Raw genomic sequence first — 14,910 nt, 5'->3', positions numbered from 1 at the left:
CGCACCCTTCCGGGGTTAGACCAGTTCGCTGTCTTCGAGGACGTCCGTGACCAGGTCGGCAATTTCCGATCGTTCGGATCTGGTGAGCGTCATGTGAGCGAAGAGGGGATGGCCCTTGAGGCGGTCGATGACGGCGGTCACGCCGTCGTGGCGACCCACCCGCAAATTGTCTCGCTGGGCGACGTCGTGGGTGAGCACAACCCGTGAATTCTCGCCGAGACGCGACAGAACGGTCAGCAGCACCGTGCGTTCAAGAGACTGTGCCTCATCGACGATCACGAACGTATCGTGCAACGACCGGCCCCGGATGTGCGTCAAGGGAAGAACTTCGAGCATCTCGCGCTCGATGACCTCGTCGAGGACATTCTTGCTGACGAGCGCGCCCAGGGTGTCATAAACGGCTTCGGCCCACGGATTCATCTTGTCTCCCTCGGACCCGGGAAGGTACCCCAGGTTCTGCCCGCCCACCGCATAAAGCGGACGGAAGACCGTGATCTTTTGATGCGTCCCCTTCTCGAGGACCGCTTCGAGACCGGCCATCAGCGCCAGGGCGGACTTACCGGTGCCCGCCCGGCCCCCGAGGCTCACGATGCCCACGGATTCGTCAAGGAGCATATCGATGGCGATCCGTTGTTCCGCGGAACGTCCGCCGACGCCGAACGCCTGCTGGTCGCCGTGGATGAGCTTGATGTGATCGGAGCCCACCACACGGCCCAGAGCGGAGCCGCCGGGCGACGAGAGAATCAATCCCGTGTTGATGACCTCCTCCACGGCCGCATCGGTGGTCAGATGCCCGTTCTTGTACAACTCATCCATTTCATTCTGATTGAGGAATACTTCCGAGAGGCCCGTGAATCCGGAGTCCACGGCCTGTTCGGCGAGGTATTGTTCGGCTGCCAAACCGATGGATGCGGCTTTCACGCGCATCGGAACGTCTTTGGTCACGACGACGACGTTCGCGCCTTCAGCCTTAAGATTTCGTGCCACAGCGATGATGCGAGTGTCATTTTCGGAACGGTCGAAAGCCAGGGGCAATTGAGAAGAATCGATGTGGTTGAGCTCGACTCTGAGGGTTCCGCCGCTTTCGCCCACCGGAATCTCGCGATCGAGGCGTCCAAATTCGTCACGAAGGTCGTCCAAGATGCGCAGCGCCTTCCGTGCCGTATACCCGAGCTCCGGATGATGGCGTTTGCCTTCCAGCTCGGAGACGACCACCAGCGGGAGAACCACTTCGTGTTCGTCGAATCGCAACATGGCTCTCGGATCTGAGAGAAGGACCGAGGTGTCGAGGACGTATGTAGTGACGGACGAGCTCACGATGAGTTCCCCTTCGGCGGTGCGGACGGAGCGCCTCGCGGCATTCGGCCTCTCCCTTTCCACGTCGAGGCCGTAACCCCGAGTCGGCGTGTGCCAACTACTCCCAACCTAGGATCGAGCTCCAGCGACGTGTCCTGCAACACTCGATTCCGTCATGACGTTTGTGTGAATGATCGGTTAATCCCCAGACGCTTGAACCTCGGCGAGACCTCATTGAGGGTTGAGACGTCGCTGACAAGGGCCGTCAACATTATGATCTGGATCTCCTTGGGCGTAGCCTGGACCGGTCTATCACACCCGGCGGGGAGGCTCGCCATACGCAGGAGGGAACGCATCATGGCGTCTCAACCGGAGCAGACCACCCGCGGGGTGCCAGAGAAATCGACGTGGCAAACGGTCAAGTCGATCCTGGCCGCCTCGAGCGGAAACCTCGTCGAGTGGTTCGACTTCTACGTTTACTCATTTTTCAGCGTCTACTTTGCCCAGCACTTCTTCTCGGGTACGGGCCAAACGGGTGCCTTCATGAGTACGGCCGGCGTCTTTTTCGTCGGCTTTCTCATGCGACCCGTCGGCGGATATATATTCGGGCGCGTTTCCGACCGCTACGGACGCAAAGCATCCATGCTCTCGTCGATTCTGCTGATGTGTGCCGGCTCGTTGGCCATGGCAGTCCTCCCCACAGCGGACTCCGTTGGCGTCCTCGCGCCGATTCTTCTCACCATCGTGCGGTGTATTCAGGGGATCTCGGTAGGTGGAGAATACGGTTCGACAGCCACGTTCATGTCAGAGGTGGCGACCTCCGGAAAGCGAGGATTTTTCTCGTCCTTCCAATACGTCACGTTGGTCGGTGGGCAGTTGCTGGCTAGTCTTCTGGCCGTGATTATGACGCACACTCTGGGCGATGAGCAGATCAGCGCAGGCTGGTGGCGTCTTCCCTTCGTCATCGGAGCCGTAGCCGCGATCGTTTCGTTGTGGTTGCGTTCCGGACTCACGGAGACGACGTCGCACATTGATCGCAACGCCGCAGGCTCGGGAAGCCTGCGAGAGGTCTTCCGCCACCAGCGGGCCTTCTGGGTGGTCTTTGGAATCACGGCTATTGGTTCCCTCGTGTTCTACGTCTTTACGGGCTCTTCACAATTCGGGGTGTAGGTGTGGTCTGAATCCGCCGGCTTCGAGGAGTGCGCGGGCGATGTAGTTGGTGAGGTTGCGGAAGCCGAGGGCCAGGCCACGCAGGTGCTCGAGGCGACCGTTCACGGCTTCGGTAGGTCCGTTGCTCGTGCGCGGCCGGTCGAAGTAGGCCAGGACGTCGCAGGCGCGTCTGGTCAGGGTGCGGCCGAGCTTGCGCAGTTCTACCAACGCCTCAGGCACACTGTCGGCGAGGGCGTCGATCACGGAGCTCATCTCGACGCGGCCGGCTGCCCGGTCGGGGTGACGGTAGGCGGAGATCATGCGCTGGTAGATCCCCCAGGTGCACTCGACTTGCACGTGCCGGTCCCCAGCGAAGAGCTTGTCAAGGCGCTCGTGCTGGCGGTCGGTGAGCAGGTCAGCCCCGGTGTGCAGGGTCCGCCGCGCGGTGTAGAGCGGGTCGCCCTTGCGTCCGCGGTGTCCGTGCAGTTCCTGCTGGACTCGGCGGCGGCACTCATCGAGAGCGTCCCCGGCCAACCGGATGACGTGGAAGGGATCCATAACCGTGACGGCGTCCGGCAGCTCCTCGGTGGTGGCGGTCTTGAAGCCCGCGAACCCATCCATGGCCACGACCTCGATCCCATCGCGCCAAGCCTGGTCCCGCTCGGCCAGCCAGTCCTTGAACGCCTTCTTCGACCGACCTTCGACCACGTCCAGCAGGCGTGAGGGCCCGGTGCCGTCCCGGACCGGGGTGAGGTCGATGATCACGGTGACGTACTTGTCACCGCGCCGGGTGTGCCGCCACACGTGCTCATCGACCCCGACGACCTTGACACCGTCCAGGCGGGTCGGGTCCTCGATGAGCAGACGCCGGCCCTCAGCCAGGACCGCGTCGTTGGCGGTGTTCCACGCCACGCCCAGTCCTTCGGCAACTCGGGCCATCGACAGGTGGCCGACGACGATCCCGACCAGACCCCACCGCAGGCCGGCGCGGGAGATCTTGGCCCGCGGCGGCGCCGCAGCGGTGGTGTCCTGACGCCACACGTGCGAGCACTCCTTGCAGCGGTAGCGGCGCACGGTGAGCACCAGCGTGGTAGGGCGCCACCCGAACGGCTCGTGCGCCAACTCCCTGCTCACCGTGTCACGGGGCACGCCCTGGCAGCCGCACCGCCTGCACCAGTCGTCCGGCTCCACGACCCGGCACGCCAGCACGGACCGGTCAGGCTCGAGCAGCTGGCCGGTGACCTCCAGACCGAGGCCGTCGAGGCGGGTGAAGGTAGTCAGGTCAGGGCGCGTGAAGGTAGCGTCAGGCACGTCGAGGTCTTCCGGACGGGTTGTGTGAGAACTCCCATCATCGGAAGACCTCGACCCTCACCCCGACACCGACGCGCCGCCCCAGGTCGCACCACAGCTACACCCTCATCTGTGAAGAGCCTCTTTACGACCTACATGCAGAAATACCTCATCAACACGGCCGGGTTCCCCAAAGGCCAGACCGCTGATGCCATGACGATCTGCCTCCTGATCTTCATTCTCATGCAACCGCTTGCGGGTGCCCTCTCGGACAAGATCGGGCGCAAAAACAACATGCTGATTTTCGTGATCGGCATGGTCATTCTTCCGGTGCCGTTGCTGGCACTCATCGGCTCACAATCGTCCATCGTGGTCTCGGGGCTGTTCATTGTGATCGCCATGGTCTTCGTCAGCCTGTACACCTCGATCTCCGGCGTCGTGAAGGCCGAGATGTTCCCCGCACACATTCGTGGCCTGGGAGTGGGTTTCACGTACGCCATTGCCAACTCCCTGTTTGGCGGGTCTGCAGAATACGTCGCCCTGTTCCTCAAGAACCAGGGTGTCGGAGGAATCTTCCCCTGGTACGTGGTCGTCATGTCCGTTTTGGGTCTGATTGCCGTACTCGCGATGCATGACAATCGCAAGCATTCGACGCTGGACAACCCCGAAAATAGCGCCTACCGAGTCAAGGACCCGAACGCATAGGCTCCCCGGAATACTGAAGGGCCCCGGAGCGCGCCGATTGGCGTGCTCCGGGGCCCTTTGTAGCAGGCTGTTCGGGATTACGATTCGGACTTAGCCAACTCGTATTCGCGGTTCAGCTCCTCCACGTGCTCCTTGGCTTCTGGTTTCGACTCTGCTGCTGGCGATGAGCCCCACAGCGGTCGACCGTTGCTTTCCGGGGTGTAGAACACGGCGATCAAGCCGATCACGCCGGCCGCGATGAGGTAGTACGCCGGCCACATGAGATCGCCGGTCCACCCGATCAGCGTGCTCATAACGGTGGACGTCGTGCCACCGAAGAGCGAGATTGAAATATTGAAAGCGATCGAAAGAGCGCCTGCGCGGACCAGGGTCGGGAATAGTGACGGCAACGTTGACGGCATCGTCGAGCTAAAGCAGATCAGGCTCAGGCCCATGATGAGCAGGCCAATCAGCACCGTAATGTCGCTATGCCCCCGGATCAGCAGGACCGACGGGACCGACAGGACGATCAAGGCGATCGACCCTGTTGTAATGACGGCCTTGCGGCCAACGCGGTCGGAGAGGCGACCCAGCAATGGGATGGTGACAAGGCAGACTGCCATCACGATGATCTGCAAAATCGAGGATGTCAGGTCGGAAACGCCGCCTGAGCCTTGGATCTTATTGACCGTGGTGAAGTAGCCCGGGATGTAAGAGGTCAGCATGTAGTTGGTGACGTTCCATGCCAGCACCAAGCCCACGCAGATCAGCATCGACGGCCAGTGCTTGAAGATGGTGGCAAACTCGCCCTTCTTCTTCTCTCCCTTTTCGCTGGACCGCGAATTCTTCTCATTCGCGTCAGCTTCCTTCTCAAGGGCGAGGTAAGCCGGGGTATCTGCGAGCTTCGTTCGCAGGTAGACGCCGACGAGGCCGAGGGGGAGTGCCACGAAGAACGGAAGGCGCCAGCCCCAGCTGAGCATCTGCTCGTCGGTCAAGACTCCTGCCATGACGGTGGCAATGGTGGCGCCGAAGAGGTATCCGGTGAAGGTTCCGACCTCAAGTAGGGATCCGAAGAACCCGCGGCGACGGTCCGGTGCGTACTCTGCGATGAAGGTCATCGCGTTGCCATACTCGCCGCCAGTGGAGAATCCCTGCAGGAGGCGGCAGGCCAAAAGGAGGAACGGAGCCCAGAGACCGACCGTTTGGTATCCGGGGAGGATGCCGATGGCGAAAGTGCCCAGCGCCATCATGATCATGGTCATCGACAAGACTTTGTTGCGTCCGATCTTGTCGGACAGGGGGCCGAAGACCAAGCCACCGATGGGGCGGACGAGGAAGGCGACGGCAAAGAGAGCCGCGGTGATGATAGCGCCCAAAGCGCCGCCGAGGTCAGGTAGGAACACTTTCTCGATGGTCACCTGGAGATATGCGTAGACACCAAAGTCGTACCACTCGGTGATGTTGCCGATGGCGGCAGCGCCGATGGCACGCTTGATAACGCTCGGCTTGGTGACCGTGACGTCGTCGACCTTCCAGCGTCGACGAACATTTTCGGGTCCAAACATTGCTTTCAACCTTCCATAAAGGGGAAGAGCCCCAACTCAAGGTGCGGGCAGGGCATGGGTACACGGCAGGATTTCGACGATACAACTCTTCGCCTCCCGATGTTTTGGCGAAAAATTGCGTCCTCGACCCGCCCGGACCAGGTACATAGAGTGCCTAAGTATTGAGGCTACAACGAATAAGCACCCTTATGTGTGGTGTTCGCCGCTGATCAGGGTACTTCTTATCTGTGGGCAACATCATCTTCAATCCGTAATTTTCGTCGTTGAGGTACCGAGATCTTCCCAAAAGTTTCCGCGATGTATTCCCTGAAAATGTGATGTGGGTCTAGTGTCAGAGGGGTCAACGATATGATTCCGTTAGGAGCCCGTCATGGCAGGAAAATTTGAAATTTACGAGGATAAAGCAGGCAAATTCCGTTTCCGTCTGAAGGCCGGTAACGGTGAGGTTGTCGCCAGTGGGCAAGGATACGAGTCCCTCGCCTCTGCTAAGAAGGGCGTCGCCGCTGTGCAGCGCGCTGCCGAAGGAGCAGAGGTCAAGCACCTCGAAGAGCAAGACTGATCCCTTGCTGACGATCGCGAAGCCCCGACGCCGCGCCTCCTCTCCCGGGGCTGGGCCGTCGGGGCCGCAGCGATCCCATTCATCGTCCACAGTCTGACTTCGCTTCTGCCAGAGGAAGGGTCCGTCATTAGGATCGTTCTATCAACGCGACATACGAGGTGTCGTAGGTGCATGAGTCGGGGGTGAGTCGGTGAACGAGTGGGATCCGGGAGTCTGGTTTCGCGTCGTCGACATTGGAGCCGTCGTCGCCAATGGTCTATTGGGCGGCGCGGTAGCCCGCAATTTCCGGTTCGACGTCGTGGGCTTCGTGATGCTCGCGATCGTTTCTGGTGCGGGCGGTGGCCTCATTCGAGACATCCTTCTCAACACCGGTTTCCCCATCGCCCTGACGGATAGCGGCTATTGGGTCGGCGTGGCCGTTTCGGCATTACTCGCGTACATGCTTGACCTTGGAGCACCGTGGGCGCAGCGTTTTCTGATGGCCGTAGATTTCGTCGGCATGGGTTGTTGGGTCGCTACCGGAACCTTGAAGAGCCTTGGTCTAGGTCTTCACTGGGTACCGTCTATCCTTCTGGGTGTCACGACGGCTGTTGGGGGCGGAGTCCTTCGCGACATCATGGTCAACCGCATTCCGTCCGTATTGGGTGGAAGCTCGCTCTACGCCACCGTCGGTGTCATCGGGGGCGCCGAGATGGCCTTCTTCACCCTGGTCCTCAAAGAAGAAAACCTGGGGATGATCGTTTCCATCGTGACCTGCGGCGTCGTCGGGATCCTGGCCAGATGGCGGAACTGGAGGCTCCCCGAACCGGTCACCCTGAAAGTCAGCGTTCCACGTCCGAGCTTCGATTTTCGGCGTCGCCCACGATTCCTTCCGCGAGGATCAGTCCGAGGGGGCGCGCAAGACTCTCGCTCTGGAGCTTCGGCCCTCGCCGGCAACCTCGACGAAATTACCGAAGAACAGGTTCGTGCTCATCGCAACCAGAAGAGACGGCATTTTCGAAAAGACCGGTGAACCTTCCACGGGGTGATGTGCACCGTTGATCGTGGTTCTACTTGGCTACGAAGACCCCGCGGGAACGATCCTTGGCCACCGATCCTGCTTCGAAGATACGACCGCTCATCGAGATGTAGACGCCAGGTTCCAGGAGTTGGGCGGCGGCCACGGCTGCGCCGAGATTGAACGGGGCATCGGTCAGACGCATGCAGGAAGGCTGCATCGCGCCCGTGAGCACGATGGTCTTCCCCTTAATGGCCTCGGGGCGCTCGCGGAGGAATTCTGAAGTCTCGGGCATGGTGTCGGTGCCGTGAGTAATGACGACGCGGCGCGCATCGGTTTCTTCCAAAGCCTCCGCGATCTGGGCGCGATGCTCGTCCGTCATGTCCAAGCTGTCGATTGCGACGACGGAACGAACCTCGGTATCCAGGTTGGTGGCCGCCAGATCCAGAATGGGGCCAACCGTCGGCTCGTCGATTTCCATCTCACCGGCGACGGAATAGTACTTGTCGAACGTTCCACCCGTGGTCAGGATGGCGACTTTTTCTGCGGCGCTGGGGGTGGGCACGGTACTCCTCGGTTGATGAACAGGGGATGACTCAGGGTTTAACCCCGCGAACGATAACAGCTTAGCCCGGTGACGACGCGTCGTATACGCGCCCGGATTTGATGTATTGCATCACAATAGGCCTAGGCAATCATGGGCAATTCTGTACCCTGCTGGTAGATTCACAGACTGTCTATGGGGACCTTGACTCGTACTTGCGTCGACCACCAACACGGAAGAGCTGGATGCGAGTCGGTCGTCTGGGGATTCGGACGGCGCTCGCCGAGTGCCTTCGAAGGGGTCAGCAGGAGACTGCGCGGTTGCACCCCTGAATCAAGCGAGTACAGTGGCACGCGTTTGTCGAAATAGAAAGCGTACTTATGAGTGGTTCTCGATCAGCACCATCCGCATCACCTTCACCTTCACTGACGACTGATGACATTCACGTCGTCGACCAGTCCGAGATGAAGAAGGCGCTCCGCGCGACCCTCTTGGGTAACTTCATGGAATGGTTCGACATCGGCGTCTTCGCCTATGTCATGACCTACATTGCCATGGTCTTCTTCCCGCTCCCGGAACCGTGGGACAAGCTCGCGACCTTCGCGACCTTGGCAGTCACCTTCCTGGTCCGTCCGTTGGGTGGTTTGATCCTCGGGCCGATTGGCGACAAGATCGGACGCCGTAAGGTTCTGGCCTTCACGATCATCATGATGTCCTTCGGCACCTTCCTCATCGGTTGCTTGCCCGGATACAACACGTGGGGCATCTTCGCTCCGATCCTCTTGATCCTGTTGAAGTTCGTTCAGGGATTCTCCACCGGTGGCGAGTACGCCGGTGCAGCAACGTTCATCGCCGAGTACGCCTCGGACCGTCGTCGTGGCTTCTGGGGTTCCTTCCTGGACTTGGGCTCCTACCTCGGCTTCGCGGCTGCCGCGACCCTCGCCACTGTTCTCGAAGTTGCTGGCGGCGAACAGTTCATGACCGAGTGGGGCTGGCGCATCTGCTTCTGGGTTGCGTTGCCCCTCGGCATCGTGGGTGTCTACATGCGTAGCCACATCCAGGAATCCCACGCCTTCGAGGCTCAGAACGAAGCCAACGAAAAGGAGTCGACGAAGGCTGGCCGCAAGTCCATCATGGACGAGCTCAAGGCAGTGGTCCGCGATCACTGGCACCACCTGCTCATCGGTTCTGCGATGGTCATGTGCGCTCAGGTTGTGGGTTACGCCGTGACCACCTACATGCCGGAATACCTCTCCGACGTGCTCGGATACGACACTCTTCATGGCAACGCTTTGCTGGTGCCGGTGTTGATCATCGTCTCGGTTGGTCTGCCGATCTTCGGCGCCGTTTCGGACCGCGTTGGTCGTCGTCCCGTCATGTTCGCGGGTTGCGTCGTCGGCATTATTGGCGCCATCCCCGCCTTCATGCTGATGATGATGGGCCACACGTGGTCCACGTTCCTGGGCTTGCTGATCATGGGCATCATCATGATGTTCCAGGTCTCGGTGCAGGCTTCCGCTCTGCCGTCGCTCTTCCCGACGAACGTTCGGTACACGGCAATGGGCATCATGTTCAACATCGCCGTCGCCCTCTTCGGCGGTACCACGGGCTTCGTGATCACCGCGTTGGCGAACCTGTTCAACACGGACATGATGGGCGCGTTCTACATCATGCTCGCGTGCATCGTGGGTGCCATCGGCGTGTACTTCATGAAGGAGTCTTCCGGTCGGAACCTGCACGGTTCCATGCCGGCCGTCGAAAATGAAGACGAGGCCGAGGAAGTCGTCGAGTCTCTCGAAGAGAACGAGAAGTACGACCTCTCGACCATGCCGATCGACATCGTCCAGGATCCCCGAGTCAATAAGGGTTCCTAATTGCGGGGGCGCGGCAGCGTAGAAGGGGTTTTCCACGCCGCCGCGTTCTGACATGAAAAGCGCGCCATCCCTGCGGGGGTGGCGCGCTTTTTATGGTGAGGCGTCGAGGGTTTTCGCGCCGGTCACGATCCAGACGTTTGGCGCTGGCTCTCTTTGTGAAGGGCCTCGACCAATTCATCCTTGGTCATGTGTGACCGCCCTTCAATGCCCAGCTCTTGGGCCTGCTGGTAAAGGTGTTCCTTTGAGGCGTTGGCATTGACCCCACCGGCGGTGCTGCCGCGGCCGCGTTCCGAGGATTCGGCCCGTTCGTCGGAATCGCCGTATTCTTCTTTTTCTTCCCAATGATCACCCACTTTTTCATGCGTGTGCTTGAGCTGCGCATAGGCGGTCTGCGAGGCGCGTTGGGCATCGCCGTACTGTTCCATTGCGGAGTCGTAGGTCTTGGCAAAGGTGTCTTGTGCCTTGCGGTCGGATTTTTTGAGAGTTTCAGGTAGCTCGTCTGAGATCGGTTCATCGTGGCTGTTCGTTTTAGGCATGGTTCAGCTCCTATTGGTGGTTGACGCGCGATTCAGAGTGTTGAGTTCCAGAATCCCGGGTAGGTCTCGGACGGCTGGCGAGCCGAAGCCGTCGCGGACAAAGCCAGCCCACATGGCCCGCAGGGCGCGTCCGGAGGCCTCAACGGTTTCGGGGTCGTAGGTTTCCATGATTCGGTGGCCCGGGACGCCACCTCCGGCGTTGTCTTCTGTATCGGTCCACGCGGGATTGGGGAAGAGGAGCGGCAACTCTGCGATGTGGCAGCAGGACAGGGCATCATCGGGCTTGCCGTAGACGAATCGATACAGTCCCACCGATCCACCGGCATTCGCGAGGCGTTGCGCCCAGATGGCGTTGTCGGCCGTGTAAATCAGGTTCGTCGTAGCCCGGACGAGGGGCTCGACGACGCCGCGTCGGCCCCAGCGTTTCCCCACGAGCCTTTCGAGTAGTTTCACCCGACCTGTAAACAGGGCCGATTCGCGCGCCGTCGTGCCCATCAGCACTTCCACGTTGCGGCCCACGCTCTTCCACGCGGTTTTGAGTTTGCGTTCGGCGGGTAGCGGACGTTGTCCATATTGAGGAGAGAACGGCATGAGCGACGCCCGAAGATGGAGAGCCGCCTTGCGGTTGATCACGGACTCAGCCTCGGCAAGTTCCGTGGTGGTTGCTTGCCTCATGCGACCCGTTTTCTCAGGTCCAGGTGTGACAGCTTTCCACGCGCGACGTCGACCGTGGACGATGCCCAAGGGAGCGCTTTGGGGAATGGCTCGCCGCACCATCCCCTTGATGTCGGGGACGAGCAGCAGATCCCAGCAGGAATGGCCTCCGGCAGATTGGCCTGCGATCGTGATTCTTTCGGGGTCTCCGCCAAAGGCCTCGATGTTCTTGTGGACCCATTTCACGGCTTCGACCTGGTCCAGGAGTCCCGGATTGGATTCCCTCGTGCGGCCATCCCCGAGGTAGCCAAAGAGGCCGAGTCGGTAGGTCACGTTGACCACAATGATGTTCTCGTCGCGCACGAGCGCGGTGGGGTCATAATGCGGGAGATCGCCCGCGCCGCCGATGTATGAGCCACCGTGAATCCACACCATCACGGGCAGTCCGGACCGCCGATCTGCGGGGCGCGTGATGCTCAGTCGTTGGCAATGTTCGTCGAAACCGAGGCGTTGAATCTGCTCATCGTGTTCCTCGTAGCGTTGCGGGCATGCTGGCGCGGGAGTGTCCGCGGTGAAGGGGTCTTTATAGACGTGAGGTACCGGGGCACCGAAGCGCTCGGCTCGTGCGTACCGAATCCCGAGGGCGCGGACGACGTCGTCGTTCTGCACGGTATGAAAGGTTCCTGCCGGAGCCGTAATGGTCGACCAGGGCCCGGGGTTCTGGCGACCGCGCCGGCTCTCGGGGGAGTGCGGCTCGGAAAGGGCCTGAAGTTGTGCGCTGCCATTGCTCGTTTCCGTCATGGTCTCGAGTCTACGAGCAGAGTCTTTGAATGAACCCGGAGAACCTGGATACTTGCCGGAGTTTCGAGGGTCGCCAACTTCTTCAAAAAAATACTGAACGAACGTTCTATAAATTCAAACGGTCAGGTAGTGTCGACCCACATGAGTCATACATCACACTCCCCTGAAGGTGCCACAAGCGCCCGTCTCAACGCACCGTCGAGTAACAGCCTCAAGTCACGTCACCTCGTGATGATGGCTCTCGGCTCGGCCATCGGAACCGGTCTATTCGTCGGAACCGGTTCCGCCATTAAAGCTGCGGGACCGGCCGTGATCATTTCCTACTTTGCCGGTTGTCTCCTCCTGGTTCTCGTGATGAGAGCCCTTGGCGAGATGTCTGCCGCCGACCCCGCTCCGGGATCGTTTTCCACGTACGCAGGTAAGGCAATGGGGCCTACCGCAGGTCGAGCCCTCGGTTGGCTCTGGTGGATACAAATTGTCATCGTCATCGCGGCCGAATCCACGGCGGCGGCCCAAATCATTAATGAGGCCTGGCCCGTGATCCCACAATGGGTCCTGGCCCTCATTTTCATGTGTGTCTTCACCGCCGTGAATCTGCTCCACGTGGAAACGCTGGGGGAGACGGAATTCTGGTTCGCCATGTTGAAGGTCCTCGCGGTCCTTGGCTTCCTTGTCGTCGGCGTACTTCTGCTCATCAACGTGCTGCCAGCGCCGTCACCAGGACTGGCGAACCTCACCGATCACCACGGCTTCATGCCCAATGGTCTGTCAGGTGTCGCGGGAGCACTGTTGGTGGTGGTCTTCGCGTTTGGAGGCACCGAGTTGGCCACCATCGCAGCGGCTGAGACCGACGAGCCGGCGAAGAATGTTTCCCGAGCCATTCGAACGATCCTGATCCGCGTGTTGGTTTTCTACGTGGGTGCCGTGGCGGTGATGGTCCTGGCGATGCCGTGGGACGACGAAACTCTTTCGGCCAGTCCGTTTGTTGCCGTCCTCAACGTGGCAGGACTACCTGCTGCCGAAGGGGTCATGACCATCATCATTGTGTTGGCGATGCTCTCGGCCCTGAATGCCAACATGTACGGCGGCTCGCGTATGTTGTATTCCCTGGCCCGGCGCGGTTCGGCTCCGAAGGGGCTCGCAACCATCAACGCGAAGGGTGTGCCCTACCTTTCGGTGATTCTCTCGGTGCTGGGTGGCTTTGTGGCCGTGGTCCTCAACTATTTGTGGCCCGAGGTGATTCTGAACATCATGTTGAACGTGGTCGGCTCCACGATTCTCGCGGTGTGGACCTTCGCGCTCATTTCGCAGATTATTCTTCGTCGACGGGCAGACCGTGAAGGGCGAACCTTGCCCCTCAAGATGTGGGCGTTTCCCGGTTTGTCGTACTTTGCTCTCGCGTTGGTGGCCGCGATCGTCGTGCTTGGTATGACGGACCCAGCCATCCGCGTCCAGCTCTTGGCCACGGCCGCACTGATTGTGGTTCTTGCCGTCCTGAGCAAGGTCATGGTGAGGAATAAGGACGCCTCCGAGTTCAATGACCTTCCGCCGAATACCGCGGCGATCCAGAAGGTTGAAGAAGGACGCGTCGACTAACCCTCGGCACACCAAAGGCGGCCCACAAAGCAGTGGGCCGCCTTTGACGGAACTTCCGTGAATTTAGGACGCGGCGAGTCCCCAGGCATCGGCCAGAATTTCCATCGATCGGGCAGATTCTTCGGTCGACGGCGACTGCAACGAGATCATCAGCTCATCGGCTTGCGAGAGTTGAGCGAACCGTTCGAGGTAGTCCTTGACCTCCGAACCCGTGCCCTGGGCCGTGAAGCGAAGCATCTCCAGAACCTGCTGACCTGCGGGTGAATCCACGAGCATGTCGAGTTCCGCTTCGGTGAACTGGCGACCGCGCCCCAGCATGGCTTCCACGCGCTTGCGGCGGACCTTCCGACCCTGTTCTTCGGCTTCCTCCCCGGTGTTCGCCGCGGTGACGTTGACGGCGGCGACGACGTACGGCTCGGACAGATGCTCGGACGGTTGGAAGTTCTCCCGGTACGTTGAGGTGGCCTGTTCGAGAGCTGCCGGGGCGAAATGGGAGGCGAAAGAATAGGGCAAGCCCAGTTGCGCCGCGAGCTGTGCGCCAAAAAGGGACGAGCCCAGAATGTAGAGGGGAACGCGGGTGTTGCGCCCCGGTATGGCCTGGACTCCCTCAATCCGGGAGGCACCGTCAAGGTACCCCTGGAGCTCGACGACGTCGCTCGGGAAGCGCTCCGCATCTTGGGGGTCGCGACGCAACGCCTGGAGAGTTCGCATGTCCGTTCCGGGAGCGCGACCCAGGCCGAGGTCGATCCGATGGGGATACAGCTCCGCCAAGGTGCCAAACTGCTCGGCGATGACCAGCGGTGAATGGTTTGGCAACATGACCCCGCCCGCGCCCAAGCGAATGGTTTCGGTGTGAGCAGCGATGTGAGAGATCAGAACCGCCGGAGCCGCCGAGGCAATATGTGGCATGTTGTGGTGCTCGGCGTACCAGATGCGTGAAAATCCGAGGCCCTCCGCCTGTCTGGCCATGTCGACGGAGCGCCGGTAGCTCTCGTGGGGCGTTTCGCCGTCGTAAATGGTGGCGAAGTCAATGAGGGATAGTGGGAGCACGGAGACGACCTTTCGGCGAGGAGTCATGGGATCTGCCACCTATAACGCTCTGGGAGGTGGCAGGTATTCCGGCGAACGCCCTAGTAGACGACGTCGAGTGTTCCCTTTCGAGGCGCTCGGCCGTTCATCTGGTGTCTAGTTGTGGTTCAGGTGACCGCGGGAGGCGCCGAGCAGGCAAGATCCCCGGAATACCGGGCTTGTTGGGGGTGTGGTGTGTTTCACGTGGTTTCGAGTTGCTGTGGTTGTTCACGTGTGTGTAAAGTCTTTTCTTGTCGCCGCGAGGTGCGGGGGACTTGTTCTGACAGGTTCTGCTGT

Annotated in this window: 13 protein-coding genes; 6 read left to right on the top strand and 7 right to left on the bottom strand. The window is 60.5% G+C overall.

The features are described from left to right. Window positions 1–15: 15 nt before the first annotated feature. Window positions 16–1,254: an RNA 5'-3' helicase PhoH2 gene (phoH2, locus tag B9Y51_RS00310; RefSeq protein ID WP_245826011.1), complete on the bottom strand. Its 1,239-nt coding sequence runs from the start codon at window positions 1,252–1,254 to the stop codon at window positions 16–18. Window positions 1,255–1,653: 399 nt separating this feature from the next. Between phoH2 and B9Y51_RS00300 the strand changes: the two genes are divergently transcribed. Beyond that, window positions 1,654–2,466 carry an MFS transporter gene (locus tag B9Y51_RS00300; protein ID WP_085528396.1) on the top strand — a complete coding sequence of 271 codons (813 nt, stop codon included), beginning with the start codon at window positions 1,654–1,656 and terminating at the stop codon, window positions 2,464–2,466. On the opposite strand, the gene B9Y51_RS00295 is transcribed toward B9Y51_RS00300, so the two are convergent. Beyond that, window positions 2,449–3,756, bottom strand: a complete 1,308-nt coding sequence (locus tag B9Y51_RS00295) for an ISL3 family transposase (RefSeq protein WP_048680651.1) — start codon at window positions 3,754–3,756, stop codon at window positions 2,449–2,451. The two genes, B9Y51_RS00300 and B9Y51_RS00295, sit on opposite strands and share 18 nt — an antisense overlap. A 111-nt stretch (window positions 3,757–3,867) precedes the next feature. On the opposite strand from B9Y51_RS00295, the gene B9Y51_RS00290 reads away from it, so the two are divergent. Then, the gene (locus tag B9Y51_RS00290) at window positions 3,868–4,440 is read left to right on the top strand and encodes an MFS transporter (protein ID WP_245826004.1); all 573 of its coding nucleotides are present in this window, start codon (window positions 3,868–3,870) and stop codon (window positions 4,438–4,440) included. Window positions 4,441–4,517: 77 nt separating this feature from the next. Here B9Y51_RS00290 and B9Y51_RS00285 read toward each other — a convergent pair whose 3' ends face one another. Next, window positions 4,518–5,984, bottom strand: a complete 1,467-nt coding sequence (locus B9Y51_RS00285) for an MFS transporter (RefSeq protein ID WP_085528394.1) — start codon at window positions 5,982–5,984, stop codon at window positions 4,518–4,520. A 370-nt stretch (window positions 5,985–6,354) separates the two neighbouring features. Here B9Y51_RS00285 and B9Y51_RS00280 point away from each other — a divergent pair, with 370 nt between their 5' ends. Together B9Y51_RS00280 and B9Y51_RS00275 are read left to right on the top strand one after the other, a co-directional pair. Further along, a complete protein-coding gene (locus B9Y51_RS00280) occupies window positions 6,355–6,543 on the top strand; it encodes a YegP family protein (RefSeq protein ID WP_048680859.1) in 189 nt (62 codons plus the stop codon). A gap of 190 nt (window positions 6,544–6,733) precedes the next feature. Next, window positions 6,734–7,555, top strand: a complete 822-nt coding sequence (locus tag B9Y51_RS00275; protein WP_085528393.1) for a trimeric intracellular cation channel family protein — start codon at window positions 6,734–6,736, stop codon at window positions 7,553–7,555. Between the two features lie 37 nt (window positions 7,556–7,592). On the opposite strand, the gene B9Y51_RS00270 is transcribed toward B9Y51_RS00275, so the two are convergent. Continuing rightward, the gene (locus B9Y51_RS00270) at window positions 7,593–8,105 is read right to left on the bottom strand and encodes an asparaginase domain-containing protein (protein ID WP_085528392.1); all 513 of its coding nucleotides are present in this window, start codon (window positions 8,103–8,105) and stop codon (window positions 7,593–7,595) included. Between the two features lie 359 nt (window positions 8,106–8,464). Between B9Y51_RS00270 and B9Y51_RS00265 the strand changes: the two genes are divergently transcribed. Continuing rightward, window positions 8,465–9,958, top strand: coding sequence for an MFS transporter (locus B9Y51_RS00265; protein WP_082156749.1), 1,494 nt, complete (start codon window positions 8,465–8,467; stop codon window positions 9,956–9,958). Window positions 9,959–10,080: 122 nt separating this feature from the next. Here B9Y51_RS00265 and B9Y51_RS00260 read toward each other — a convergent pair whose 3' ends face one another. Both B9Y51_RS00260 and B9Y51_RS00255 read right to left on the bottom strand, forming a co-directional pair. Then, on the bottom strand, window positions 10,081–10,494 hold the full coding sequence (locus tag B9Y51_RS00260; RefSeq protein ID WP_048680867.1) for a ChaB family protein: 414 nt from the start codon (window positions 10,492–10,494) through the stop codon (window positions 10,081–10,083). Between the two features lie 3 nt (window positions 10,495–10,497). Next, a complete protein-coding gene (locus tag B9Y51_RS00255; RefSeq protein WP_085528391.1) occupies window positions 10,498–11,949 on the bottom strand; it encodes a carboxylesterase family protein in 1,452 nt (483 codons plus the stop codon). Window positions 11,950–12,090: 141 nt separating this feature from the next. Here B9Y51_RS00255 and B9Y51_RS00250 point away from each other — a divergent pair, with 141 nt between their 5' ends. Beyond that, window positions 12,091–13,545, top strand: coding sequence for an amino acid permease (locus B9Y51_RS00250; RefSeq protein ID WP_048680872.1), 1,455 nt, complete (start codon window positions 12,091–12,093; stop codon window positions 13,543–13,545). Between the two features lie 63 nt (window positions 13,546–13,608). Here B9Y51_RS00250 and B9Y51_RS00245 read toward each other — a convergent pair whose 3' ends face one another. Further along, a complete protein-coding gene (locus B9Y51_RS00245; protein ID WP_085528390.1) occupies window positions 13,609–14,622 on the bottom strand; it encodes an LLM class flavin-dependent oxidoreductase in 1,014 nt (337 codons plus the stop codon). Between the last annotated feature and the right edge of the window lie 288 nt (window positions 14,623–14,910).

This window comes from Kocuria massiliensis (assembly GCF_900169715.1).
Classification (GTDB): Bacteria; Actinomycetota; Actinomycetes; order Actinomycetales; family Micrococcaceae; genus Rothia; species Rothia massiliensis.
Note: the sequence above shows the minus strand (reverse complement) of the source record. Positions and strands in the feature narration are given on the sequence as shown.